A 25,638-nucleotide genomic window follows, 5' to 3' on the forward strand; every position below is an offset into this window, starting at 1 on the left:
TTCTCTCCCGTCACTCAGCCGCAGCGGGTGCAGATTGAGATTCAAATTTTGGATATTCCCGATCGTGAAGCTTGGAAACGCTGTCGAAACCACCGGTATATTCACGAAGTTCAGGATTATTTTTGACTTCGTCGCTAAGCTCAGCATCAGAAAGCATCTGGCGGGTTGCAAAACCTTTATCCGTTGCAAAGTCATCTTTACTGATGTCAGTAAAAGCTAACTGATGCAGAGGGGAATAAATCGCATTGTAAATATCGCGTGCAAAACGAACCCAGCCTTCAAATCCTTTATAGGGGCCATTGTGGTAAGCATGGGCGTTCAGGTAAGGAACCCGGACTTTTTTTGCGACTTCCCCCGGACGTTTACCGGTTAGGATAAGGTCTGGTTTCAGCTTTTCCATGACTTCAAGGGATTCAAGCTCATTGGGATCATCGATGGCCAATGCGCCTTCACTACAACGGGAAATACCCTTTTCCATATCGCCCTGATGGCCGAATTTGGTATAAACAGAAACGATCCTGACACCCAAATCTTCTTCAAGGGTATGGGCCCAATGCCAAAGTTTGGAACCACCTGGCCACAGACAGATTTTCTTGCCTTTTAACCGTTCTTTGTACCAGTCAAGTTCCGGCTTCCACCTAGCAACTTCTTCATCAATAATCGCCTGAGCACGATCTTCAATGCCAAAAAACAACCCGATTTTCTTCAGTGATCCGGCCAAAGCCTTAAAACCGAAACCATCAATATCCATGCGGGGGATACCATAACGAACCCGCAATTCATCACAGATATATTCAGCAGAACGGGCACATTCGAGCACGTTTAAATGCGCACGATGCATACCCCGCAAGTCGTCATAGGAACCGTTACCCGTAAAGGTAGAAAGAATCTGGATACCCATGCGCTTGAAATAATCCTGCATGATCTCCTGATCACCTTGGATATTATATTCACCCACATAGTTGATGACATAATCACTAGTGATTTCAGGTTCGACCGTGCCGACCTTATTATTGACCCAAGCAATATTGATTTTGTGATGGCCAGCAGATTGGCTAGGACCAGCAAAACCCGGGGAATTGCAGACGAAAATATCAACGTCTGGCAATTCTTCCATAACTTCATCGCAAACGGCTTCGATATCATCACCGATTAACGCCGTAGCGCAGGTTTGATAAACGGTCATGCGTTTGATTTCAGGGAAAGCTTTAAATGCCTCGAGAATATTGCTTTTAAGAAGCTTATCCGCCCCGAAAACAATATGCTTTTCTTTCACATCTGAAGCAAAAGTATATTTCAGCTGGAAATTGTTATTATCACTAAGATAACGTTTGGTCTGCCATGTATCATAGGTGCAGCCCACTGGTCCGTGACTGATGTGGATAACATCCTTCATCGGGGTACCGATAACGTGTTTGGCTCCGCAATAGGCGCAGCCACGCTCTGAAATCGTTCCGGGAATGGTGTTGAGGTATCCCTTAGGAAGACAGGACGTTAAATCCTCGCCTCTGCCCTTAACAACGGCATGTTGTTTTCTTTCAGGGATCACCTTGCTGCAGTCAAACTCATGTAAAGGCATGATTTGTTCTCCGTTAGGTGAGGCTTTTACTTATTGCCGAAGCCAAAAAATGTGATTTTTATGTAAATTGAGGTGATATTTTATTACTCACCTCAATTATATCCTGAATTATTTAGTCAAGAATACCGTACTTAACGACCATGGATTCGAGTTCATCCATGGTTAGTGGTTTCGGTATAACGAACATTTCATTTTCAAGAATCTTACGGCCTAATTCTTTGTATTCTTGTGCCTGATTCTGTTCCGGATCGAATTCAGTGACCGTTTTTTTGTTAAATTCGGCTTTCTGAACGATGTTATCACGGGGGACAAAGTGAATCATCTGGGTGCCAATGGCATTTGTGAATTCTTCAAGGAATTCTCTTTCACCATCAACATTACGGCTGTTGCAAATGATACCACCAAGGCGAACACCGCTTTGTTTGGCGTATTTAACAAGACCCTTACAGATGTTGTTGGCCGCATAAATGGCCATCATTTCACCAGAAGCGACGATATAAACTTCCTGCGCTTTACCTTCACGGATCGGCATGGCGAAACCGCCGCAAACAACGTCACCCAACACATCAAAGAAAATAAAATCTAAATCATCGGTATAGGCGTCGTTATTTTCCATCAGATCGATGGCGGTAATAACACCGCGACCTGCACAACCAACACCCGGTTCCGGCCCACCGGATTCAACGCAACGAATGTCATGGAAACCCGTTTTCATGACTTTTTCTAAGGTAACATTTTCAGAACCATGATCACGCAGAGCATCCATCACAGTTTCCTGTGGTTTACCACCGAGGATCAAGCGGGTTGAATCAGCCTTTGGATCGCAGCCATGAATGAAAACTTTTTTGTCATGGAAGAAAGCCAGAGCAGCGGCGGTATTCTGAGTGGTCGTTGATTTCCCGATACCACCCTTACCGTAAATGGCTACTTTACGTGTTGCCGTAGCTGTTGTCATCGTTGAGAACTCCCTTGATTACCAAAGACAGCGGAACAGGGGGAAGAGCTAAGGTTCCAAAACTGCCTTCACGATCAAGAGCTATGCAACAGCCATACCAATTATGAGGAGAGGTCTAATTTTAGAATAAAAAAATCAAAAAAACTTAAAAATAATAAATTTTATCTGAAAATATTTAATTTTTTAAAATTAAATTTTAAAAAAGAGTATTTTAAAAATTCATTCCGGCTGAAAAAGCAAAAAAATTAAATTGGGCTATTCGAGCCAGCGCATAATATGCGAAAAGAAATATACCGATAGGGTATATTCTGAAAAAAAATATGCATTTGGTGCAAATTTAGAAAAAACACAAAATTAAGATATTCATTTTTAATATTTTATCCTTTTATAGCGACAAAGCATGGGCATGATTAACAGCAGCCGAAAGGATCTGCTGTTAATCATACTATGTGAATTATAAGAAATAAAATTTTAGATTAATTTTAGAAAATATAAAAATATTCTACATTTAAAAATAAAATTTAAATAATATATCTAAAATAGATAAACATGCCCATTTTTGAAATTTATAGAAATATCTATCCTATATTCTCTTTTTTATGCGTATCATTGTTATGAGTTCTAAAACTTTTATAGCTAATACCATAGCGTTCCATACGAACACTTAACATCCGTCTCGTAAGACCTAATTCCTTAGCCGCTTCCCCCATATGCCCATTATTATTTTTGAGGGCCTCAACAATCATTTTGGTTTCTATCGCCTGAATACGGGATTCTAAAGTAATTCCACTTGGCGTATCCGCAGCTTTTGTTTCTTTCTCGGTTTGTAAAGAAGGAGGAAGATCATAACTGTGAATAGCATCGTCATCGGCAAGAATAACAGCCCGTTCGATGACGTTTTCTAATTCACGAACATTTCCAGGCCATTTATAACTCATCAACATATTTAAAGCAGGGGTCGATATTCTTTTAATATCTTTATTATTCTCTTGTGCAAAAAATTTCACAAAATAATCTGCCAAGGTAATGACGTCGCTTCCTCGATCCCTTAAAGGCGGAATCATCATGGGAAAAACATTCAGGCGGTAATAAAGATCTTCCCGAAAAGTACCTTCTTCCACCATTTCGGCTAGGTTACGGTTGGTAGCAGCAATAATACGGACATCAATATTGATAGGTTTACTGCCCCCTACCCGTTGAAAAGTTCTTTCTTGTAAAACGCGCAACAGCTTTGTCTGCACGCTAAGACTAAGTTCCCCTACCTCATCTAAAAAAATAGTCCCGCCATCTGCCTGTTCAAAAAAACCTTTATGCGTCGCGACAGCACCCGTAAAAGCCCCCTTCTCGTGACCAAACAGTTCACTTTCGGCAAGGCTTTCAGGAAAAGCCGCACAATTTGCCTTAATAAAAGGGCCGTCTGCACTGGGGCTGTTATAGTGGATAGCGGTAGCGACCAATTCTTTACCAACGCCACTTTCCCCTAAAATTAAAACCGTCGCTTTTGTTGCAGCAACCTTATGAATAAGCTGATAAATATCCTGCATCGGTTTAGAACTACCGATGATATTGGAAGGTTTGAAACGCTTTTTTAAGGTATTTTTCAAGCGGCTATTTTCATTTTCCAATCGGACTTTTTCAATATTTTCAACCAAATATAATTCAGCAGCAGGGGCAAGCATGGATGCAATCATCGCTAACAGCTGAACATCCTGTCTCAAAAGTTGAGGGTTCATATAGACACGCTCGGCACCGATCGTGCCTAATACCTTTTGTCCTCTCATAATAGGCACACTGAAAAAAGCTGTTTTAGTATGTCTTTTCTTATAAGAACTACCTGTCCGGTTAAGAAAATCAGAATTATCAATCAAGCGTTTAGCGACAATAGCTTTACCTTTTTCAACAACTTTTCCAGTAACCCCTTCGCCAAGTGCATAGATACCCCGTGTCTTTTCTTCTTCGGTTAATCCAAAACTATCATGAATAAAGATTGTATCTACATGCCGATCATAAAGCGTTATAATACCACGCTGCATTTTCAAATGATTTTGCATAGTATTTAAAATAACAGGGATAGAAGCGGTAAGATCGGCACTATCCGTCAAAACCTGACTTATTTCATAAAGAATGGGTAAAATAGCTACCCGGCATTCACCGGTAAAGCAGTGACTGAACTCTTCAAAAGAATCGATGACATTGATTTCTAAGGTGACGGTATCATTCATTAGTTTTCCGTTCCTTGGCCGTGTCACAAAAATTAAAAATACATCCCCCACCCCAATCAATGGCATTTTCATTAATTCTAGGGAAGGTCTTCAAAAAAATAAAATTATAAAAATAATATACATTTTTGTTAAAAATATTAAAAATACTGCCATTAATATACTTACAATGCACAAAACGTGCCGTTCTGTGCAAAAAGGTCAATTTTATATTATAAGAAAGTGGAAACTACTTTCCTATGGAAAGAAACAGGAAAACAGATTCTAAAATTATATCAGATGGCCAATATTCTAAACCGAAGATGAAATCTGTTGGATGAAAAACTATATTCAAGAACAAAAAAATGGGCCGAAAATTCGGCCCATGAAGTTTAAGTTTTTATAATATTTAAAAGATGAAAATCAGAATTCTGACCAATCATCATCGGCCATAGGGCGAGGCGTTGGGTTAGGCTTTGCCTTTGGAGCAGATGGGGCAGAGCTGGAACTAATCCGCGAGGAAGAACGTGTTGGCGAAGACGTTTTCGCGGCAGGTTTTTTAGGGGTAGGGGTCGGCGCTTTGTTAAAGCTAGCGTTTCCGCTCTTATTCTGTAGCTTAAACATGCTGACCTGTTGCACCATATTCAGGGTTTCATTAGCCAGATTACGAGCCGCAGCGGTAGATTCTTCAACCATCGCGGCATTTTGCTGGGTAACCCCATCCATTTCAGAAACAGCGGTATTCACCTGTTTAAGACCGATAGATTGCTCTTCCGCCATGTTTGATGCTTCGGTCACTTTCTGACCGACATCATAGATTTGGGAAACGATACGATCTAAAGCCTTACCGGTTTCATTAACCAAGACAACCCCGTTTTCGACCTCACCGGCACTAGCTGTAATGCGTTCTTTAACATCTTTTGCCGCTTCGGCAGAGCGTTGGGCCAAAGCACGGACTTCAGAGGCAACCACGGCGAACCCTTTACCCGCATCCCCTGCTCGTGCCGCTTCAACACCGGCGTTTAAGGCAAGAAGATTAGTCTGGAAGGCAATGCCATCAATCACACTGATAATCTGTGCGATTTCATTGGAAGAACTTTCAATCTTACCCATTGCATCAATAGCACGACGAACCACTTCGCCACTTTTTTCAGCCTCACTCTGCACTTTATCCGTGATAGTTTTGGCTTGCTTAGCACCATGCGCGGACTGATCAACCGTTCTTGAAATTTCTTCCATCGCAGCGGAAGTTTCTTCGAGGCTAGCAGCCTGTTGTTCTGTCCGCTGGGACAAATCATCAGAAGCCTGACGAATTTCACTAGCCCCATTCTGAATATTTTCTGCTGATTTCAGAATTTGCGACATCGTTTGATCTAAGACTTCCAAGGAAGAATTAAAATTATTCTGAATTTCAGCAAAAGACCCAGAAAGATTACCATCCATACGGGTTGTCAGATCGTAATTAGTTAACCCCTCTAAGGCCTGTCCGATGCCAGCAAAGAGGGCATCCAGTTCCATCTGCTTTTGTTTTTCTGCATTGCGCATCCGGTCACGGAAAATCCGCAAAGCATCCATCAACTGCCCAATTTCATCGGCGCGATTCTCAAGTTCAACATGAACATCCATGTTACCTTCAGACAATTCACCCAACGCATTGGTAACGACCTGTAAAGGACGAACAATAGCCTTGATAACCATACCGGCAATCAAAATGGAAAGCAGAATGGCTAATATGGTAAGGATAATAATCAGAATGCGAATGAAACCAAAAGAGTGTTCCATTTCAGCGACTTTATTTGTATTTGCCTGTTTTTCAACATTTTGCAAATTACCAAGAGACGCCGTTACCTGATCAAAAGAGGGTAATTCTTTCCAGAAAAGATCCCGGGCTTCATTAGCCCGACCCTGCTGTACAGCATCCACTGTAGCACGATTAACTGAAATATAATTCTGCCAATTGTTAAGAAAATGGTGATTAGCTTCTAAAACATCATCGCTAGCCTTGCTTTCTTCTAAGGCGCGAATATTGTCTTCGATCCGTCCCCTGTAAACGGTCATTTCCTGTCTTGCCGCTTGGATAGCCTGAGGATCAGGTACCATGACCAGACGCGTTTCCGCTGATCGATAATCTGCTGTTGCACGGGAAATATCACTGACGGCCTGGGCACGTGCCCTTTGGGTAATCCCAAAATCCTTGGCCATCATTGCAAATTTCCACTGGACACTAAGTGAACCGATGCCCCCTAAGACCAAAAAGACTAAGGGGATAACCAGAATCAAATATGTTTTAGTGGCAACTTTCAAATTTTTTATTAAATTTGAAATATCCATAATTTCACCATTTTTTTAAAAAGCAGAAAAAGACCTCATTCTGTTACAAGACGACATTTTTCTGCTTTTATTTACTGAAATATATTTTTAAACGCATTTGTAACATTTGTTGCAAAAAATAATAATAAACCTCGAATATGGAGATATTTTAATTTTATGAAATTTTCATTAATTTTTTTGTTTTCCTAGAAAAAAGAAATATTTTCCATCCTTAAAATAAGCACAATTAAAAATATATTTTTGTAATTATATAAAAATTCAATATTTATAAAAAATTACATCAATATTTATAAAAAGCACTTACTAATGGGCTAATGGGCTAATGGGCTAATTTAAATTGTTGCATCTGTTGCATCATATTTTGTGCTTCTATAGCTAACTGGCTGACGGCCTTAGTCGATTGCTGAACCATAGCAGCATTTTTTTGCGTAACACTATCCATTTCAGAAACGGCTGTATTAACCTGTCTTAGACCGCTAGCTTGTTGCTCTGCCATTTCCGCCGACTGCGTTACACGCTCGCTTATTTCATGAATCTGCTGAACAATTTGGGTTAAAGTGTCCCCTGTTTTATTGACAAGCAGAACACCGTTCTCGACTTCTCGAGCACTATCGGTAATCCGCTCTTTAACATCTTTGGCGGCCTCTGCCGAACGTTGTGCCAAAGCGCGTACCTCTGCTGCCACAACTGAAAAACCTTTTCCCGCCTCACCCGCACGGGCCGCCTCAACGCCGGCGTTCAAAGCAAGAAGATTAGTCTGGAAGGCAATGCCGTCAATAACCCCAATAATTTGAGCAATTTTCTTCGAACCATTTTCAATTCGGTTCATGGCTTCCATGGCCTGTTGAACCACATGGCTACTCTGAACCACTTCTGTTTCGACTTGATCTGTAATAAGCTTAGAGGCATTGGCCCCCTCGGCGGTGTGATCAACAGTATTCGAAATTTGCACCATCACCGCTGAAGTTTCTTCCAAACTGGCCGCTTGTTGCTCTGTACGAAGCGATAAATCATTAGAAGCTTGCTGAATTTCATCAGCACCCGTTTTAATATTCTCCGCCGATTGAATAATTTTAGAGACAACATCATTCAAGACACCGATAGAATAGTTAAAATCTTCCTTAATTTTAGAAAAACCACCCGTTAAATGTCCTGTAATACGGACGGTAAGGTCACTTTTTGATAGGCCGTGCAGGGCATCCCCTATGTCGGATACCAATAAATTAAGTTGCGCTTCTTTTTCTTTTTCGGCGTTCAATATTCGCTCACGAAACAGGATGAAAGTCGTAATAAGTTCGCCAATTTCATCACTGCGTTTTTCAACGGGCACATTGACATTTGTATTACCCCCAGCCAACGCATGCAGTGCGTGCGTTACCATTTGCAAAGGTTTCACTGTAACTTTAACGATAAGGCCAGCAACAAAAATAGACAGTAAAACAGCCAGTAAAGTTGTCAGAATAATCAGCCACCGCACGACAACAAAAAAAGCCTTCATGTCGTTAACTTTGGCTTCTATGATTTGGCCTTGAATATGACGAATAGTTTTTAATTCATCTGAAATTTGATCAAAAAGCGGCAACTCTTTCCAAAAAAGGGGGTGTGCATCGGCTTTATGGTTTTCAATAACAGCCCCAATAGTTTGGCGACTTAGGTCGATATAACGCTGCCAATCACTTAAAAATTGCTGGTTTTTGATAAGCATAGAAGGGGGTAGTTGCGCGTTATTGAGCTGTTGGGCTAAATCTTGCACTTCAGCTTGGTAAACATCGATTTCTTTTTTAGCTGCCTGTTCAATGATAGGGTCACTAGTCATGACCATCCTCGTTTCGGCAGAACGATAATCAGCAACCGCTCGTGAAATATCGCCGGTAAGCTGCAAATGGATGCGCTGACGAATACCCAAATCCTGACCAATATCTGACAATTTGAGCTGTATAATAAAAGCACCCATTCCACTGGAACACAGAAAAAATAAGGGGATGGCTAAAATCAGATAAATTTTTGCAGAAATTTTCAGATTTTTAGTTAAATTTGAAAGCCCCATACTACCCACCCCACAAGAAAAAGAAGGGCTGTTAACAGCCCAGATGTCAGGTTTCCCAAAATACCCGGCATCAGAGATTACCGCAAAATCTGCGTTTTATATCTTAGAAAAGACTATTTCTTATCCAATTCGGAACAAATATTATGTATTTGTATTGTAAGATGGGTCAATATAATTTTTTAAAATTTTTATAAATTCTATTTTTTTATTGCATATAATAAATATATTTTAATTTTTTTAAATATTAAGATGTTATCTTGATAATAAAATTTAAAAATTGCAGCCAGTATTAAAAACATCCCTATCCTCTCTCTCAAGGGGCTGAAACGCCTTAAAATTCGACAGCGCTTAGCTTGAGATCAAAGGATATTGCTAGAACTCTGACAAGACTATCCCCGTAGAGGAAAAGCTGTGCTAAGAGCAAAAGTGATCTGATCTGTTTTAAAAAGTACCCATAAAATGATCCTTGTCATTGATAATTACGATAGTTTTACATGGAATATCGTTCATTACCTGCAAGAGTTAGGGGCTGACATAAAAGTTGTCCGTAACGATGCGTTAACTGTCTCTGAAGCTATTGCCTCGGGTGCCGAAGCTTTTGTTATTTCTCCGGGGCCAAAAACGCCGGATGAAGCAGGTATCTCGCTAAAATTAGTCGAAGCTTGTGTCGAGCAAAGCTATCCCTTGTTAGGCATCTGTCTTGGACATCAGACAATTGGCCAATATTTTGGGGGCAAAGTTATCGGCGCCCATGATCTAATGCATGGTAAAACATCGCCTATCACCCACGACAATAGTGGTGTATTTGAATCTTTACCCTCACCCCTGATTGCGACACGCTATCACTCCTTAGTCGTAGAAGAAGAAAGCTTTCCGGCTGATCTGATAATAAATTCAAGAAGCGATGATGGAACGATCATGGGTCTCAGACATAAAACGCTCCCCCTTCATGGTTTGCAATTTCATCCTGAAAGTATTGCTACAGAACATGGACATAAAATGCTTGGTAACTTTTTAAAAATTATTGATAGCCATTCTAAATAAAAAATTTAATACTGTGTTTAAATATCAAAATAATTATCTTTTTTAAGTATCATTATCTTTATGTTTATTGATGATAGTAAGGTTATTTTATGATGCCTACCCTTCCTGATCCAGTTCATCTGCTTGAACTTTCAGAGGCAGAAGCGATATTCGGTGATATTCTCGAAGGTTATTACAGTGATGGAGACGTCAGCAGCTTTCTATTAGGCCTTTCACAGCGGGGAGAAACGGGCTCTGAAATTGCCGGAGCGGCCAAAGCCGCTGCTCAAAAAATGATATCAATCGAAAGTACAGATGATACTATTGATGTCTGTGGCACCGGTGGGGATGGTCAAAATAGCCTAAATATTTCTACTGCTGTAGCGCTCGTTGTCGCAGCCACCCATGTGCCTGTTGCGAAACATGGCAATCGTGCATCATCCAGTCTAGCCGGCGCGGCAGATACCCTAGAAGCGCTTGGCATTAAAATCGATCTTACGCCCAAACAAGCCACTGCCTGCTTAAAAAAAACGGGTATTACCTTTCTCTTTGCTCAAACTTACCATCCGGCTTTGGCACGCATAGCCCCTTTAAGACGAAAAATCGGAAAACCCACCATCTTTAATCTGATTGGCCCCTTGGTTAATCCAGCCCATGTCAAAAGACAATTTATTGGCGTAGCAGCGCCCCGCTATCTTGATGCCTATAGTGAGGCTATCCGCCTGCTCGATTTTGAAGCGGTTATGCTTGTTTCGGGTGATGATCCTTTTGACGAGTTATCTATCTGTAAAGCAAGCTCTGCTTTAATGATTAGAAAACATGAAAATCCAGATAGTGGAATTCCAGAAGGTCTTATCCGTCTTACCCCTGCCGATGTTAATTTAGATAGCCATCCCCTCAGCAGTATCCGAGGAAAAGATGCCGCCTATAATGCCCAAGCGCTTCTTGATTTATTAGACGGAAAAGCCTCGGCTTATCGGGATGCGGTTTTAATGAATGCAGCGGGTGCCTTGATCGTTGCCGAGAAATGCTGGGACTGGGATGATGGTGTAAATGTCGCCTCAAATATTATCGATAGTGGGCGTGCAAAAGAAGTTTTCGAGAATTGGAAAGCTTTTACACAAACATGCTGAAAGTAAAGTTTACAGAAATCTTCAAAACGATTGACTTCTATTGACAGGTCGGTGGATGTTTCCTACACGTTCTTTATCTGTTCCAACAGAATAATGAAGCCTATCTTAAAAAGATAAGGAAACACGCCCCCTGTTAACGGCGGGCCTTTGACGGAAGATTGCGGCTATGCTGACGCGCAAGCAACATGATTTGCTTCTTTTCATTCACAACCGGCTCCGCGTTTCAGGTATCTCACCTTCTTTTGAAGAAATGAAACTTGCCCTCGATTTGAAATCGAAATCAGGGATTCATCGGCTTATCAAAGCTTTGGAAGAACGCGGTTTCATTCGGCGCTTACCTAATCGTGCAAGGGCGTTGGAAGTTATTCGATTGCCGGAAAACCGGACAGATTCCAATCAACAGGAAAAAAAAGTCCGGGAAAATTTTTCGCTACCTAAAGCGCATAATGATGTCGTCGAACTCCCTTTACACGGACGAATAGCGGCAGGTTTACCCATAGAAGCCTTAGAAGGGCAATCAACCTTATCGGTACCGCCTGCGCTTCTTGGAAATGGGGATCATTACGCCTTAGAAGTCGCTGGTGATTCCATGGTCGAAGCGGGAATTTTTGATGGGGATTTTATCCTTATCCGTCAAACGGACGAGGCCCATGAAGGGGAAATAATCGTTGCCCTGATTGATAACAGCGATGCCACTTTAAAATATTTTCATCGTGAAGGCCGTATGATCCGGCTGGATCCTGCAAACCGCGCTTATGCGCCGATGCGTTATGATGCCAGCCGGATAGGTATCCAAGGACGTTTGGTAGGATTGTTGCGCCGCTATTAAGTTTTCCTACCTAATAAAATAATTTAAAACTACGACGAAAGGGATTTTGTTCTCTTACTCAACATCCTCGACTTCGACAGTTTCGCCAGTAATTCTTTGTGCTAATGCAGCGGCAATAAAATCTTCTAAATTACCATCCAAAACATCAGACGGCGCTGTCGAAGTAATACCTGTCCGAAGATCTTTGACGAGCTGATAGGGCTGTAAAACATAAGAGCGGATCTGATGTCCCCAACCAATTTCACTTTTGGCCGCATACCCTGCGCTGGCTTCTGCCTCTCTAATCTGTAGCTCCCGTTCATAGAGCCGCGCTTTTAATTGCTTCATCGCTTCTGCACGATTTTTATGCTGAGAACGCTGATTCTGGCATGCAACGACAATACCTGTTGGCATATGCGTTATACGCACCGCTGAATCGGTGGTGTTCACATGCTGCCCCCCTGCCCCCGAAGAGCGATAGGTATCTATTTTCAAGTCCTTATCCAGCACTTCAATATCAATATCGTCATCCACTACTGGATAAACGGCGACGGAGGCAAAGCTGGTATGCCGTCTTGCATTGCTGTCGAAAGGAGAAATTCTCACCAAACGATGGACACCGTTTTCTGTCTTGGCATAACCATAGGCGCTTTCGCCTTTTATCAAAAGAGTAGCGGATTTAATACCAGCTTGTTCCCCCGCATGATAATCGACCAATTCAACACGAAAACCTTCGCGCTCTGCCCAGCGTTGATACATCCGGCTCAGCATCTCAGCCCAGTCTTGACTTTCAGTGCCTCCGGCGCCAGCATTAACTTCGATATAGGTATCGTTACTATCGGCTTCACCAGACAGAAGTGCCTTCACTTTGTCACGATTAGCGCGTTCAGCCAAATGGGCTAAGGCGGCAATAGCATCCTTAACCATGTCTTCTTCTTCTTCGGCCTCGGCCATTTCGATCAGGTCAATATTTTCCTGAAGTTCCCGCTCGATAGCCCGGGTAGCAGCGATGGATTCATCCAATCGCCCCCGTTCTCGCATCACTTCTTGAGCCGCACGAGCATCATCCCATAAATGTGGATCTTCGACGCGCGCATTTAATTCATCCAGCCGCCTTAACGCCCGATCCCAGTCGAGAAAGCGCCTAAGGAGCGCCAAAGATTCTTGGATATGGTCGACATGGGCTTGCGCTTCGGCGCGCATAATCATCCCTTTCTATTTCAGAAAAAGCCCTTCTGTTTAAAACAGTGAGGCCAAAACAATACATAAATGACTGATCAGATGAAATTCAGATAACCAGCAAGGCTTCTAATAGATTCTGCCTTACTTCTGCAAGCTACCACTGTCATTTGGTTTTTGGACGGCGGGTGAAGAAGGCAGTATCCCATTTTCAGGCGGTGTTACAGCATGATCGGTTGAGAGTGAAGTGACCGGAGCAGCAGAAGATGAATTATTGGCGCTGGGCGCTGGGGCCATCACAGCCGAACGATAAAAACTACGCTTAGGTTCATTATCTGCCTTAAACGCTTCCCAGATAATCGGACTCATCGGATCTTCAGGATTAAACGGGGGTGAACCATAAATCCGCAATCCAGAATAGCGATCAATTTTCACCATATGGACGTTCGGCGCAATAGGAAAAGGTCGAACGGGCATATTCGCCATAGTTTTTTGAGCGAATTGTTTAAAAATAGGTGCAGCTACCGTGCCGCCTTGGGCACTATGCCCCATGGAATGAGGACGATCATAACCCACATAAAGCCCTGCAACCATATCCGCCGAACCACCGACAAACCAAACATTGGTCGGGCCTGTAGAGGTACCCGTTTTGCCAAACATAGGTCGGCCTAAATCGCGGAGAATAGCGGCAGTTCCGCGCTGAACAACACCTTCCAGAATATGCAACATCTGATAAGCCGTAACCGGATTGATCGCTTGTTCTGATAAGGCTTTGGGACGGGGCATCGGGCTTCCGTCCCATTCTGACATATTACAGTTGGGACAAGGGCGATTATCTGACTTAAAAATAACCTTACCATTTCGATCTTGCACATAATCAATCAAGGTAGGTTGAAGCCGCCGCCCCTGATTAGCAATCATCGAATAACCATTGGTCAAGCGCATAACCGTAGTATTCCCAGCGCCTAATGCGATACCCAAAACCGGCGGATAAGGATGTCCCGGGGGATTAATGCCAGCGTTTTCAGCCATTTTTACAACATGAACCATGCCTGTTTGCGCTGCCGCACGAACAGTCATCAAATTTCGGGACTGCTCCACCCCCCAACGCATAGTCTGCGGGCCGGAATATCCCCCAGAAAAGTTACGAAAGCATTTCATGCCTAAACGGGCAGACTGATACACACAAAAAGGACCATCCACAATAATAGAGGCAGGGGTCATGCCATGATCCAAAGCCGCCGCATAAACAAAGGGTTTAAAAGTTGAACCGGGCTGACGTTCTGCTTGCGTAGCTCGATTAAAGTCTCCATTCTTAGAATCAAAGCCGCCTTGCATTGCCAATATCCGGCCATTATGCGGATTTTCGACGACCATACCGCCGGAAACTTTCGGCAGACTTCTTAAAACCCAAAAATTATCAATCTTTTTTACGATAATAATATCGCCGGCATGTAAAAAACGCCAAGCAGGAATAACGGTATCATGACGGGGTATTGTCGCCGCCCAAGGGTAAAGGTAATCTTCGCTACCGTCATTAAAGCCGATTTTAGCCCGACCATTTTCCCTTTCTAGCACGGCCACAGCCTGCCAATCAGCATAGCCTGTGCCGACGTTGGCCAAAATCAAGCGTTCTTGCCATCCTTCCCCCGGATCAATGGTCCCGACACGCCCGCTCCATCCCTGATCACGTTCAAAACGCACAAATCCATCCCGTAAAGCTGTTTCAGCAGATTCCTGAATCTCGGGATCAAAAGAACTTCTTATCCAAAGGCCACCAGAATAAACGTTATTATCACTCTCTTCTGCCGTTTCTCCAAAACGGCTGATAAGTTCACGGCGGATTTCTTCCAGAAAATAGCCCCCCTTAGAAGGGGGTTTTGCTTCAATATGATGTTCGATCACCCTTAACGGTGTCCGATTAGCTTCATCACGTTGATAAGCTGTAATGTAGCCATTGGCCTGCATTTGTTGTAAAACATAAGCCCGTCGCCCCAATGCCCGTTCGGCATGTCTTTCTGGAATATAATTCGCGGGGGCTTTGGGTAAAATAGCGAGGAAAGCCGCCTCAGGCAGCGTTAAATCCTTTAGATTTTTCCCAAAATACGCTTTCGCAGCAGCACTAACGCCATAGGCATTACGCCCTAAAAAAATCTGATTGAGGTATATTTCAAGAATTTGGCGTTTCGTTAATAGATGCTCGATACGAAAGGCAAGAATACCCTCTTTTACCTTACGGGTAGGGGAATATTCGTCACCGACCAGAATATTTTTGGCGACCTGTTGGGTAATGGTAGAACCGCCATGTGCCCGTTCACCCGTTCCCATTTTGGTAAAATATTCGTAAACCGCTTTTAGAAAAGCGGGAGCATCAATACCATGATGGGAAAAAAAAGTTTTATCTTCTGCCGCTAAAAAGGCCTGAATAACAACGGGCGGAAAATCTTCGTAGCCTAATTTTTCTCGATGCTCTCGCATGAACCGCCCAAAGGGCATACCATTTATATCACGGACGACGGCGGGCATCGGTAAATGGTAATCTGCTAACACCTCGACAGAGGGTAGATCTTTCAAAAAATAATGCCAGAACAGAAAGCTACCCAGAGAACATCCCATAATGAAAAAGACAAAAAGAGACTTCAGTATTTTACGCCGAGTGCCCCGTTTAAAAGACGCATCCCCCAATCTTCGGCTTTTTATGTTTAACCCCTCCTCTGGCATAAGGGATTTAGACATTATAGAGCCTCTGCTTAAACATAATTTTTATAGCTACCGCTATAGTGTAAGATAAAAAATTCTCAGGATGAAACAGAGAAAGAAATGGATCAGAATGAAGATAATCTTTATCATTATTTCCATTTCTAGATTGAATATCTGCCATGCCTGTTCATTCACCTTAGTTAAAAAATATTATCTAAAATATATTTTATTCATTATGTTTATTTAAGTTTTTTAATACCGAATCAAGACTCCTTGTTGATGATTTACGCTCAGACTTAGGCTTTTCAAAATTTGAAGATTCTGCCAGATGCGCCAAACGACGTGCAAAATAAATTTCAACGGCACGTCTGATACCACTGGCGATAGCCTGCCGGTAAGAACGAGAAAAAAGCTGCGCCGCCTCATCAGGGTTAGAAATATAGCCGGTTTCAATAAGTACAGAAGGCACATCAGGTGCTTTTAAAACGACAAAGCCCGCAAAGCGATGATAATGACTACGAAACGGGATGCGACCTTGTAATTCTCTTTGCAGAAGCGACGCAAAAGACACAGAAGCATTCATGGTTTCACGGCGAGTCAAATCATAAAGGATAGATTTGACATCATTATTCTGGGTCTGAATATCCGTAATACCGGACAGATCGGCCTGATTTTCTCTGGCTGCCAGATTAGCGGCAATCTTATCTGACGCAATTTCGGATAAAGTATAAATGGTCGCCCCGTGTGGATTACCCGAAGGTGCACTGTCCGCATGGATCGAGATAAATAAATCGGCCTTCATGCGACGACTCATTTCCCGACGACTAACCAAAGGTAAAAAATGATCGTCTTCACGGGTCAGAACAACGCTTACACGCCCCGATTCCCGTAAGGCATTCCGAACTGCAAGCGCAATGGCGAGCGTAACATTTTTTTCATGAAGCCGACCATCCCGTGACGAAGAACCGGGATCGTGCCCCCCGTGACCGGGATCAATAACGACCAAGGGTCTTCCTGATACCCGTCCCTTATAAATTTTAGGCGATATTTTGTCAGAGGTTACGGCATGGGCAAGGGGAATTCTAACCGCTTGAGACGTCGTTGTCCCTTTTGCAAGCAGCAAGTCATTCCATGAAAAAAACAGAAAAAAAATCCCGATAAGATATATTTTTTTTCTATAGTTTTCATATCCAAGATGCCTTATTAGAAGGCAAAGATATTTAACCATCACAGTTTCTTCTTGGCGAAGAAAGTTTTTTTTCAGTTTTCGGTACGCCATTTAAACCGATTACCTTTGTTATTCGGGTTATGACTAGCGGGAAAAATAGCGATTTTTTAAAAAAACATCTTTAATAGTGAAACTATTGATATCTATCATTCTCATCCACAAAGGATAAGCCCAACAACGTAGTAAAAAAGCTACCATTGCGTCTATCGTTAAGCGATGGTAGCGAATCAAAGAAGAGAACAGAAAAAATTTGGTCCTTAAAAACCGACATGACTTCTGCCTCTCATTTTTTAAACATTTTACGAAACCCTATTCACTTTTTTATTTCCGGATTGAAAGCATAGATGCACGCCGCTGTTTTAAGCCTGCCCCCTTCCGAAAAGGCATGGCCCGCTGCAGCCAGTCTCCCCCGCGCTTTGAACAGCGCCGGGTATGGCCGCGCGGCAAATCGGCGTTGTCGTTCATGGTCGGCCAATAGGCCGACGTTAAATCCTTCTAATATTATATATATATCCTCATTATTCGCGCGCCTCTCGCCTTTTAGGCAGATGTGCAGCGCGACCGGAGATTTTTGAATGACTCTCACAAAAATGTTGATCGACGCCCGCCACCGGGAAGAAACTCGGGTCGCCGTCATCAAAGGTAACCGCATTGAAGAATTTGATTTTGAATCAGCAGGCCGCCGTCAATTAAAAGGCAATATCTATTTAGCCAAGGTGACGCGCGTCGAACCATCGCTTCAGGCTGCTTTTGTCGATTATGGCGGAAATCGTCAGGGTTTTCTGGCCTTTTCAGAAATTCACCCTGACTATTATCAAATCCCCCGTGAAGATCGGGAAGCCCTTTTACGGGAAGAAGAAGAATATTCGGCGCGTCAAAATCGTCAGCAAGAAACGGAAGACGATGAAGATACCTATGAATCTGCGGATTCTGAGCCAAGTAGAAATGATACCAGCGAGGATAGTTTCGAAAATTTAAGAAATCGCCGCCGTCATTTTGGGCGTCATCATTACCGGATTCAAGATGTTATCCGTCGCCGTCAAGTGTTGCTGGTACAAGTTGTTAAGGAAGAACGCGGCAATAAAGGCGCTGCGCTTACTACCTATCTGTCTTTAGCAGGGCGCTACTGTGTACTTATGCCCAATACCAGCAATGGTGGGGGTATTTCGCGTAAAATTTCCAACTTAACTGATCGCAAAAGATTAAAAGCGATTATGGCAGAATTAAATCTGCCAAGTTCGATGGGCTGTATCGTCCGTACCGCAGGTTTACAGCGGACTAAGAGCGAAATTAAGCGCGACTTTGATTATCTTGCCCGATTATGGGATGAAATTCGTGAAAAGACGCTTTATTCTCAAGCCCCTGCCTTAATCTATGGGGACAGTGATCTGATCAAACGGGCTATTCGCGACATCTACAGTCGGGAAGTCGATGAGATTCTGGTGGAAGGGAGTGAAGGTTATCAGGCCGCGCGTAACTTCATGCGGTTATTGATGCCAAGCCACGTCCGAAAAGTACGCCCTTATGCGGACCCTGCCCCCTTATTTCAGCGTTTTGGCGTTGAGCAACAGCTTAATGCTATGTATCAGCCTATCGTTCAATTAAAGTCCGGCGGCTATCTTGTCATTAATCCAACCGAAGCGTTGGTATCAATCGATATTAACTCTGGCCGATCAACCCGCGAACATAATATCGAACAGACGGCAACGGCAACCAATCTTGAAGCGGCCACCGAAATTGCCCGTCAGCTACGGCTGCGGGATATGGCGGGCCTGATCGTTATTGATTTCATCGATATGGAATCAAGTGCGAATGTCCGACGGGTCGAAAAGGCGATGAAAGATGCCTTAAAGCATGACCGTGCTCGGATTCAGATTGGCCATATTTCTAGTTTTGGTCTGTTTGAAATGAGCCGACAGCGTCTAAGAACCGGTATGCTGGAAGCATCGACAATCCCCTGCCCCCATTGTCAGGGTTCGGGCTTAATGCTGACGACACCTTCTTCGGGCTTGATGGCGCTTCGCATGATTGAAGATGAAGCTTCTCGTGGTAACGGGAGCCAAATTCATGTCATGATGTCCCTTGATTCGGCTATCTATGTCTTGAATCGTAAACGTAAAGAGCTGGGTACCATTGAAACCCTCTATGGTGTTACGGTTTTGATTGATGGTGATCCTTTACGCGGTAATAATCAGATTTCAGTAGAATCTGCCGGCCCCCCTCCCAGCCATGGCTTAATGTTACCACCACCGCTTCCAACGCTTTCTTCTGATGATAGCGATGAATATGAGGAGGAAATCGAGGAAGAAATCGAAGAGATTGAAGAGATCGAGGCCGAAGAAATTATAGAGGCACCGTTCAGAAAAAATCATCGTCAAAATATGGCGCGTCGTGAATATGCACGCTCTGAACCCCCGTTCAAAGCTGAAAATATTGAAGAAGAGCCTGAAGAATTTACGTCTTCTGTTCCCGAAACAGAGGAAGAAACAGGCTATGATGACGATAGTGAGCATAATCGGCGGAATCGACGTAGTCGGCGGGGTCGGCGCGGTGGCCGGCGTCGTAATGGTGAAGCTATAGAAAAAACGGCAGAATTCATTTCTGAAACTACTGAAGCCGAGCCGATTGATCTTGCACCAGACTATGATTTACCAAAAGAAAATCATCAGCCTAATCTTGAACCAGAAGTTGAGGTGCCTACTCAGCAGACTTCAGATGTCTTAGAGGAAGAGGCTACCGAAGCCCCCGTAGCGCGCAGCAAAACAAGGCGTCGTCCAAGAGCACGTCCGGTAAAGGCCGAGAAAGCCGAGGAAGAAACCACGGGTGCTTCTGAAATGGATGAAAAGGGTACATCAGAAGCTAGAATCGCTACGCCAAAAGCTACCGATGACAAAACCTCAACAGCGGAAAGCAAAACTGAAGAGGAAGATAAAGCCGAAGAGGTAAAGCCCAAGCGCGTAAGAAAACGCACGACAACGTCACGTCGTAAAAAGGCTGAACCGAAAAAGGTTGATGTCTCCGTTGAGGAAAAAGAAGAGGTTAAGTCTGATGCTACCGAAAAAGCATCAGAAAAAACGACCTCTCCTGAGGTAGAAAAACCGATAGAAACGGTAAAAAAAGAAAAACCGGCCGAGGAAGTTTCAAAAGAGGCGACCCCATCGGAAGAGCCTAAAACAGCATCCGATAAAAAAGCCGAAGAGACTACACCAACATCTTCAGATGAAGGTGAAAAGCCTGCTCCTCGTCGTGGCTGGTGGCAACGTACGTTTGGAGAATAAACGGCAAACGGACTACCGTCTTTTTTTAAAGAGCAGGGTTTTCCCCTGCTCTTTTTTTATCCCTCTATCTTTATTAAAGCGGTAAACAGACAATTTTTTTATTATTAAAAAGCCCAGACTTGGGTAAAATGAAGTCCAGATAATTATAAAAAAACATTTAAAATTAATGATTTAACTATATCAGCAAAAATTTTCATAAATATTTTATGGCCTATAGTCGTTATCACGATACGACCCTATTATATAAAAGTCAGTCCGATCTTCCTGATATTAAGGTTATATTCTCTTCATGATACGCCGCTTTTGGCTTTTGATCTCTTCTTTGCTTATCAGCCTGATGATCCTGCATTCGGCGGCCTTTGCGCAGGAAATACTGCAAGATGCAGAAACGGATGCGCTTTTAAAAAAGGCACTTTCACCGCTAGTAGCCGCTACCGGATTAAGGACAGGGGATGTTAAAATCCTGATTGTCAATGATCCAGAAATCAACGCCTTTGTAGCCGGTGGCCAAATGGTCTTTATTAATTCTGGAACCCTTATGGTGGCGGATAATGTCAATCAGATTCAAGGGGTCGTTGCCCATGAATTAGGTCATGTTACGGCAGGACATGTCGTCAACAGCACCGGAATAAGTGAAGCAAGTAAAATCGGGCTGGCTGCTATGATTTTACAAGTCGTTTTAGTCCCCTTATCCGCGCTTGTCCCCGTAGCAGGCCCTCTCGGCATGATGCTGGGTGGCATTGGCAGCCAAGTAGCCGTTCAACATTATCTAGCCTATACGCGCACACAAGAAGCTAGTGCAGACGCTGCAGCCGTCAAATTCCTTAGGAAATCCGATATTTCTGGGCGGGGTATTCTTGAATTTTTTAATAAAATTCGCCGCGAAGAACATCGTTTAATGTCGTCAGATTCCGATGGTAGTTTCGCCAGTGATCATCCGATGACAGCAGATCGTGAAATGATGCTAAAAGGTGATCTTGAAAATTTACCGGCTTGGAACAGACCTATTGATCCTGATTTGCAGCAACAGTTTCTACGGGTCAGGGCAAAATTGATCGGTTATATTTCCGATCCACATCAAGTATTAAAAGATTACCCCGATGATCCCCATAATATACCAGATCTCTATGCACGAGCTTATGCATGGCATCGTCTTTCTTATTTTGATAAGTCTATGGACGAAGTTCAAAAGCTGCTGACTTTAAAACCCAAGGACCCCTATTTTCTTGAAATAAAAGGACAGATTCTTCTGGAATCGGGCCACCCCGATGAGGCATTGGCTCCCTTAAGAGAAGCCACGGCATTATCTCAATCACCTTTGATCGCGGCCTCCTTTGGTCATGCTTTAATGGCAACAGAAAATCCGGCACATTATGCAGAAGCCAAACATGTTCTAACCGTAGCGGTAGATCATGAAGAGGATAATCCCCTAGCATGGTTTGTTCTGGGAACCATTTATGATCGGGAAGGGGATGTAGCGCATGCAAATTTAGCCACAGCTGAACGTTACAGTCTCAGTGGTCAAACCACCTTAGCGATGGACGCTGCAGATATGGCGTTAAAAGGTCTTGATCCCAATACTGCCGATTGGCGGCGTGCGAATGATATTGCCATAACCGCACGTCACGCTTTGGAAAGAAAGAAAAAATGACAGATTTACCAGCCCCCCCTAAGGCTCAAGCCTCCTTAGAGCCCCATAATGATGATAAAACTATAAATGCGCTCAAGGATTCCCCCAAAAACAGATGGGGCTCGATATTAGCAGGCGCTGTGGGTGGGGCTGCGGTTGTTATTGCCCTTTCTACAGTCAGCGCCTTCACTGGCAAAATACCCTTGTTTAATTCAGATAATAACATTCGCCATTATATTCTTGAACATCCTGAGATCATTCCTCAGGCAATGGAGGCGCTACAGCAAAAGGAAATAAACAAACTTGTTACAGAGAATAAAACGGCGCTTGAAACGCCCTTTGGAAGCGCATGGCTAGGCGCTGAAAAAGGAGATGTCACTATTGTCGAATTTTCTGATTATGGCTGTGGATATTGTCGAAAAGCGGTCAGTGACTTAAACAAATTATTGGCTGAAGATAAAAACGTTCGTTTAGTAATCCGACAATTACCCATTCTTGGCCCCGATAGCGAAATGGCCGCAAGAACGGCCCTTGCAATAGCACAAACAGGTTCACATTTCGGCGCTTTTCATAATAAACTTTATAGTAATGGACCGCTTTCGCGTGAAGCTGTCATGGAGGCTGTGCACGCGCTTGGACTAAATGCTACAGAAATAGAAAAAGAAAGTAATAATGCCTCCATTACACAAGAGATTACTCATAATATAATGTTAGCGCGGGAATTTGGGCTGTCCGGCACACCCGCTTTCATTATTGGAAATAAGGTTTTTTCGGGTGTAATCGACTATGATAGTTTAAAAGAGGCTGTAAATAAGGCAAGAACACTCTCTAAAAATTAAGTTAACCTCAATTTTTACATAAGAGTATTCGAAAATTCTTTGTCAAAAACTGTAACCCTCCTCAAAGGAGGGAACATATCTCTTTATCGATACATGATATAATTTTAAAAAAACAGAAAATAATAAATATTTATTTTTACGATATTTGATATCTAAAAATAAAATTATCTTTTTTAGAAGAAATCTTATTTACACAATAGACCAATAAAATATCTTTTTTAAACTCTTTTAATTTAAATAATAAAATGTTACCAATATTTTAAAATGGAAGGAATTTCTTAAGCAAAAACTATTTTATATTTGCGAAGATTTTTATGTTAACAAATATTGCAAGCATCGCATGAAAGCACATAAAGTAAAAAAAGATACATCCAATCTAGCTATTCTAATTCATCAGGCGTCAGAAAACTTTACGCAGGCTGAAAGAAGGATTGCGCAGATATTATTTGCCAGTGACTTGATGGCCGGATTGGAGACAGTCGCAAAACTAGGCGCTAAGGCTAAAGTCAGTGGCCCTACGGTTTTGCGCTTCGTCTCCAAATTAGGCTTCACTAGTTTCCCTGAATTTCAGGCCTGTTTGCGTGCCGAGCTGTATCAAAAGCTTATTTATACCACGCCCCATGATTCAGATCATATCGCCGATCAGATCAGCGACAATCAGGCCATGTCTTCGGTTTTGAAAGAAGCAGATGCTTTTTTTGAAAATTGCATGCACCGCACGTTACAGCGCGTCAACGCCTGTGAACTGGAAGAGGTCACCGAGCTTTTAGCGGATGTTTCTCGTAATTTATATGTTGTCGGTGGCTATTTTACGAGCCCGATTGCAGAATTATTCTGGTATCATCTCCATAAATTACGGCCACGAACGCATTTAATCCAAACAAATGCCTTTAAACCGCATGAACAGCTTTCTGATACTGGAAGACGTGATATTTTACTTCTATTTGACATCTGTCACTATCAGGAAGAAATTGCGATCTTAGCAGAGCAGGCGCATCAGAAGCGCTCCACTGTTATTCTGATTACAGGTCCTAAACTATCGCCTGTTTCCCGTCTGGCACATCACGTGTTGACCTGTGATTTTGCTCTTTTTGCGTCTCATGAGTCCCTCGTGCCCTGTCTGGTCATGGTAGAATTGCTGGCGGTCTCACTGGAAAAAAAATTGGGACCAGAAGTTATTTTGCGACAACAGGATATGCAAAAAGAAGAACAGCGTTCAAAGGCAAAACATTTTTTTCCCCGTCCTGCTTAAAATCTGTTCTTTCCAGAATTTTTTGATAGCGTTCTTTTAGAAAAACTGCCTTTTTTATAGCCTTTCATCTATTAGCTAATCAGCTAGGAGGTGATTATGGTTAGCAGTGTTTTTGAATTATTTAAAATCGGTATTGGTCCTTCCTCATCCCATACGATGGGCCCGATGACAGCGGCAGCCGATTTTATAGCAAGGCTAGACAAAAAACAGGTCAGCCGGATTGTTGTGACTCTTTTTGGATCTCTTGCCCTTACGGGTCGTGGACATGCAACAGATAGGGCTATTTTATTAGGCTTATCAGGTGAACGGCCTGATAAGGTAAATGTGAATGAAATTGAGACTATCATCCACCGCATTTATTCTCAAAAGGCTCTGATTTTCGCTGATAATAGCCGGATCCCTTTTGATCCGGATAAAGACATTATTTGGGAAAAGAAAAAGCGGCTTCCCTTCCATTCTAACGCTATGCATTTCGTTGCTTATAATCCTCAAGGTCAGTTGATCCAAGAAAGGACAGCCTATTCCATTGGAGGGGGCGTGGTTATTGATAGGCTTTCCGAACAGGTTAAGAATACAGCCGATATTCCCTATCCTTATCATTCAGCCCGAGAATTACTGGAAATAGCCGTAGAGACAGGCCTTTCTCTTGCTGACATCCAACGTCAAAATGAAAAAATTTTTTATACAGAAGACATTCTATCTGAAGGGTTAGCTAAAATCGCGCAAGCAATGGAAGATTGCATTGAACGCGGGATGAGCGAAACAGGTGTACTCCCAGGCGGTTTACGGGTGAGAAGACGCGCCCCTGCCCTTTATTCACGGCTCAAAAATATTCACAGTGACCGCGCTATAGATCCTTTGGCGGCTTTGGATTGGATCAATCTTTGGGCTTTAGCGGTTAATGAAGAAAATGCGGCGGGTGGTCGGATTGTGACAGCACCCACCAATGGAGCTGCCGGAATAATACCCGCCGTGTTACGCTATTATCGCCGTTTTATGCATGGTGATACGACAAAGGGCGTTGAAAATTTTTTATTAACAGCCACGGTTATTGGTGCACTTTTTAAAGAAAATGCCTCAATCTCAGGGGCAGAAGTCGGCTGTCAGGGGGAAGTCGGGGTGGCTTGTTCCATGGCTGCTGCCGGTTTTGCCGCAGCCTTAGAAGCGACACCGCGCCAAATAGAGAATGCTGCAGAAATCGGCATGGAACATAATCTCGGATTGACCTGTGATCCGATTGGCGGATTAGTACAGGTGCCTTGTATCGAGCGGAATGCAGTGGGGGCAATCAAAGCCATTGAAGCCGCCCGTTTGGCAATGATTGGCGATGGTAATCACCGTGTCAGCCTTGATCAGGTTATCGAAACGATGCGTCGGACGGGGTTGGATATGAATGCCAATTATAAAGAAACTTCACAGGGCGGATTAGCACTCAACATCGTTGAATGTTAAGGTGCT

At 43.1% G+C, this 25,638-nt stretch carries 16 protein-coding genes; 8 read left to right on the forward strand and 8 right to left on the reverse strand.

Annotated elements, in window-relative coordinates; genetic code table 11:
* Positions 1 to 10 precede the first annotated feature (10 nt).
* The 5 genes from anfD to ZYMOP_RS04980 all read right to left on the reverse strand — a co-directional run bounded on the left by anfD (position 11) and on the right by ZYMOP_RS04980 (position 9,110).
* Positions 11 to 1,579, reverse strand: coding sequence for a nitrogenase iron-iron protein, alpha chain (gene anfD, locus ZYMOP_RS04955; protein WP_013934259.1), 1,569 nt, complete (start codon positions 1,577 to 1,579; stop codon positions 11 to 13).
* A 112-nt stretch (positions 1,580 to 1,691) separates the two neighbouring features.
* Positions 1,692 to 2,534 carry a nitrogenase iron protein gene (gene nifH, locus ZYMOP_RS04960; protein ID WP_013934260.1) on the reverse strand — a complete coding sequence of 281 codons (843 nt, stop codon included), beginning with the start codon at positions 2,532 to 2,534 and terminating at the stop codon, positions 1,692 to 1,694.
* Positions 2,535 to 3,112: 578 nt separating this feature from the next.
* Positions 3,113 to 4,756 carry a sigma-54-dependent Fis family transcriptional regulator gene (locus ZYMOP_RS04965; protein WP_013934261.1) on the reverse strand — a complete coding sequence of 548 codons (1,644 nt, stop codon included), beginning with the start codon at positions 4,754 to 4,756 and terminating at the stop codon, positions 3,113 to 3,115.
* Between the two features lie 399 nt (positions 4,757 to 5,155).
* A complete protein-coding gene (locus ZYMOP_RS04975) occupies positions 5,156 to 7,063 on the reverse strand; it encodes a methyl-accepting chemotaxis protein (RefSeq protein ID WP_013934262.1) in 1,908 nt (635 codons plus the stop codon).
* Positions 7,064 to 7,382: 319 nt separating this feature from the next.
* Positions 7,383 to 9,110, reverse strand: coding sequence for a methyl-accepting chemotaxis protein (locus ZYMOP_RS04980; RefSeq protein WP_013934263.1), 1,728 nt, complete (start codon positions 9,108 to 9,110; stop codon positions 7,383 to 7,385).
* 459 nt (positions 9,111 to 9,569) lie between these two features.
* Between ZYMOP_RS04980 and ZYMOP_RS04985 the strand changes: the two genes are divergently transcribed.
* The 3 genes from ZYMOP_RS04985 to lexA all read left to right on the forward strand — a co-directional run bounded on the left by ZYMOP_RS04985 (position 9,570) and on the right by lexA (position 12,095).
* Positions 9,570 to 10,154 carry an anthranilate synthase component II gene (locus tag ZYMOP_RS04985; protein ID WP_013934264.1) on the forward strand — a complete coding sequence of 195 codons (585 nt, stop codon included), beginning with the start codon at positions 9,570 to 9,572 and terminating at the stop codon, positions 10,152 to 10,154.
* A gap of 89 nt (positions 10,155 to 10,243) precedes the next feature.
* Positions 10,244 to 11,266, forward strand: coding sequence for an anthranilate phosphoribosyltransferase (trpD, locus tag ZYMOP_RS04990; protein WP_013934265.1), 1,023 nt, complete (start codon positions 10,244 to 10,246; stop codon positions 11,264 to 11,266).
* Between the two features lie 166 nt (positions 11,267 to 11,432).
* Complete coding sequence (gene lexA / locus ZYMOP_RS04995) at positions 11,433 to 12,095, forward strand: transcriptional repressor LexA (protein ID WP_013934266.1); 663 nt, start codon at positions 11,433 to 11,435, stop codon at positions 12,093 to 12,095.
* A gap of 54 nt (positions 12,096 to 12,149) precedes the next feature.
* Here lexA and prfB read toward each other — a convergent pair whose 3' ends face one another.
* The 3 genes from prfB to ZYMOP_RS05010 all read right to left on the reverse strand — a co-directional run bounded on the left by prfB (position 12,150) and on the right by ZYMOP_RS05010 (position 17,076).
* Positions 12,150 to 13,277, reverse strand: a complete 1,128-nt coding sequence (gene prfB / locus ZYMOP_RS05000; protein WP_013934267.1) for a peptide chain release factor 2 — start codon at positions 13,275 to 13,277, stop codon at positions 12,150 to 12,152.
* A 120-nt stretch (positions 13,278 to 13,397) separates the two neighbouring features.
* A complete protein-coding gene (locus ZYMOP_RS05005; RefSeq protein WP_013934268.1) occupies positions 13,398 to 15,989 on the reverse strand; it encodes a penicillin-binding protein 1A in 2,592 nt (863 codons plus the stop codon).
* Between the two features lie 190 nt (positions 15,990 to 16,179).
* Positions 16,180 to 17,076, reverse strand: coding sequence for an N-acetylmuramoyl-L-alanine amidase family protein (locus ZYMOP_RS05010; protein WP_307722258.1), 897 nt, complete (start codon positions 17,074 to 17,076; stop codon positions 16,180 to 16,182).
* Between the two features lie 680 nt (positions 17,077 to 17,756).
* On the opposite strand from ZYMOP_RS05010, the gene ZYMOP_RS05015 reads away from it, so the two are divergent.
* The 5 genes from ZYMOP_RS05015 (at position 17,757) to ZYMOP_RS05035 (ending at position 25,632) form a co-directional block, all read left to right on the forward strand.
* A complete protein-coding gene (locus ZYMOP_RS05015; RefSeq protein WP_013934271.1) occupies positions 17,757 to 20,459 on the forward strand; it encodes an Rne/Rng family ribonuclease in 2,703 nt (900 codons plus the stop codon).
* Positions 20,460 to 20,748: 289 nt separating this feature from the next.
* Positions 20,749 to 22,110: a M48 family metalloprotease gene (locus ZYMOP_RS05020; protein WP_013934272.1), complete on the forward strand. Its 1,362-nt coding sequence runs from the start codon at positions 20,749 to 20,751 to the stop codon at positions 22,108 to 22,110.
* Positions 22,107 to 22,928: a DsbA family protein gene (locus ZYMOP_RS05025; protein ID WP_013934273.1), complete on the forward strand. Its 822-nt coding sequence runs from the start codon at positions 22,107 to 22,109 to the stop codon at positions 22,926 to 22,928. Before ZYMOP_RS05020 ends, ZYMOP_RS05025 begins: the two co-directional genes overlap by 4 nt.
* A 340-nt stretch (positions 22,929 to 23,268) precedes the next feature.
* A complete protein-coding gene (locus ZYMOP_RS05030; protein ID WP_013934274.1) occupies positions 23,269 to 24,180 on the forward strand; it encodes a MurR/RpiR family transcriptional regulator in 912 nt (303 codons plus the stop codon).
* Between the two features lie 96 nt (positions 24,181 to 24,276).
* On the forward strand, positions 24,277 to 25,632 hold the full coding sequence (locus ZYMOP_RS05035) for an L-serine ammonia-lyase (RefSeq protein ID WP_013934275.1): 1,356 nt from the start codon (positions 24,277 to 24,279) through the stop codon (positions 25,630 to 25,632).
* The last annotated feature ends 6 nt before the right edge of the window (positions 25,633 to 25,638 follow it).

This window comes from Zymomonas mobilis subsp. pomaceae ATCC 29192 (assembly GCF_000218875.1).
Lineage (GTDB): Bacteria > Pseudomonadota > Alphaproteobacteria > Sphingomonadales > Sphingomonadaceae > Zymomonas > Zymomonas pomaceae.

Excerpts from the sequence above, each read along its gene's own strand:
- anfD (WP_013934259.1), bottom strand. The coding sequence starts at position 1,579 with ATGCCTTTACATGAGTTTGACTGCAGCAAGGTGATCCCTGAAAGAAAA.
- nifH (WP_013934260.1), bottom strand. The coding sequence starts at position 2,534 with ATGACAACAGCTACGGCAACACGTAAAGTAGCCATTTACGGTAAGGGT.
- ZYMOP_RS04965 (WP_013934261.1), bottom strand. The coding sequence starts at position 4,756 with ATGAATGATACCGTCACCTTAGAAATCAATGTCATCGATTCTTTTGAA.
- ZYMOP_RS04975 (WP_013934262.1), bottom strand. The coding sequence starts at position 7,063 with ATGGATATTTCAAATTTAATAAAAAATTTGAAAGTTGCCACTAAAACA.
- ZYMOP_RS04980 (WP_013934263.1), bottom strand. The coding sequence starts at position 9,110 with ATGGGGCTTTCAAATTTAACTAAAAATCTGAAAATTTCTGCAAAAATT.
- ZYMOP_RS04985 (WP_013934264.1), top strand. The coding sequence starts at position 9,570 with ATGATCCTTGTCATTGATAATTACGATAGTTTTACATGGAATATCGTT.
- trpD (WP_013934265.1), top strand. The coding sequence starts at position 10,244 with ATGATGCCTACCCTTCCTGATCCAGTTCATCTGCTTGAACTTTCAGAG.
- lexA (WP_013934266.1), top strand. The coding sequence starts at position 11,433 with ATGCTGACGCGCAAGCAACATGATTTGCTTCTTTTCATTCACAACCGG.
- prfB (WP_013934267.1), bottom strand. The coding sequence starts at position 13,277 with ATGCGCGCCGAAGCGCAAGCCCATGTCGACCATATCCAAGAATCTTTG.
- ZYMOP_RS05005 (WP_013934268.1), bottom strand. The coding sequence starts at position 15,989 with ATGTCTAAATCCCTTATGCCAGAGGAGGGGTTAAACATAAAAAGCCGA.
- ZYMOP_RS05015 (WP_013934271.1), top strand. The coding sequence starts at position 17,757 with ATGACTCTCACAAAAATGTTGATCGACGCCCGCCACCGGGAAGAAACT.
- ZYMOP_RS05020 (WP_013934272.1), top strand. The coding sequence starts at position 20,749 with ATGATACGCCGCTTTTGGCTTTTGATCTCTTCTTTGCTTATCAGCCTG.
- ZYMOP_RS05025 (WP_013934273.1), top strand. The coding sequence starts at position 22,107 with ATGACAGATTTACCAGCCCCCCCTAAGGCTCAAGCCTCCTTAGAGCCC.
- ZYMOP_RS05030 (WP_013934274.1), top strand. The coding sequence starts at position 23,269 with ATGAAAGCACATAAAGTAAAAAAAGATACATCCAATCTAGCTATTCTA.
- ZYMOP_RS05035 (WP_013934275.1), top strand. The coding sequence starts at position 24,277 with ATGGTTAGCAGTGTTTTTGAATTATTTAAAATCGGTATTGGTCCTTCC.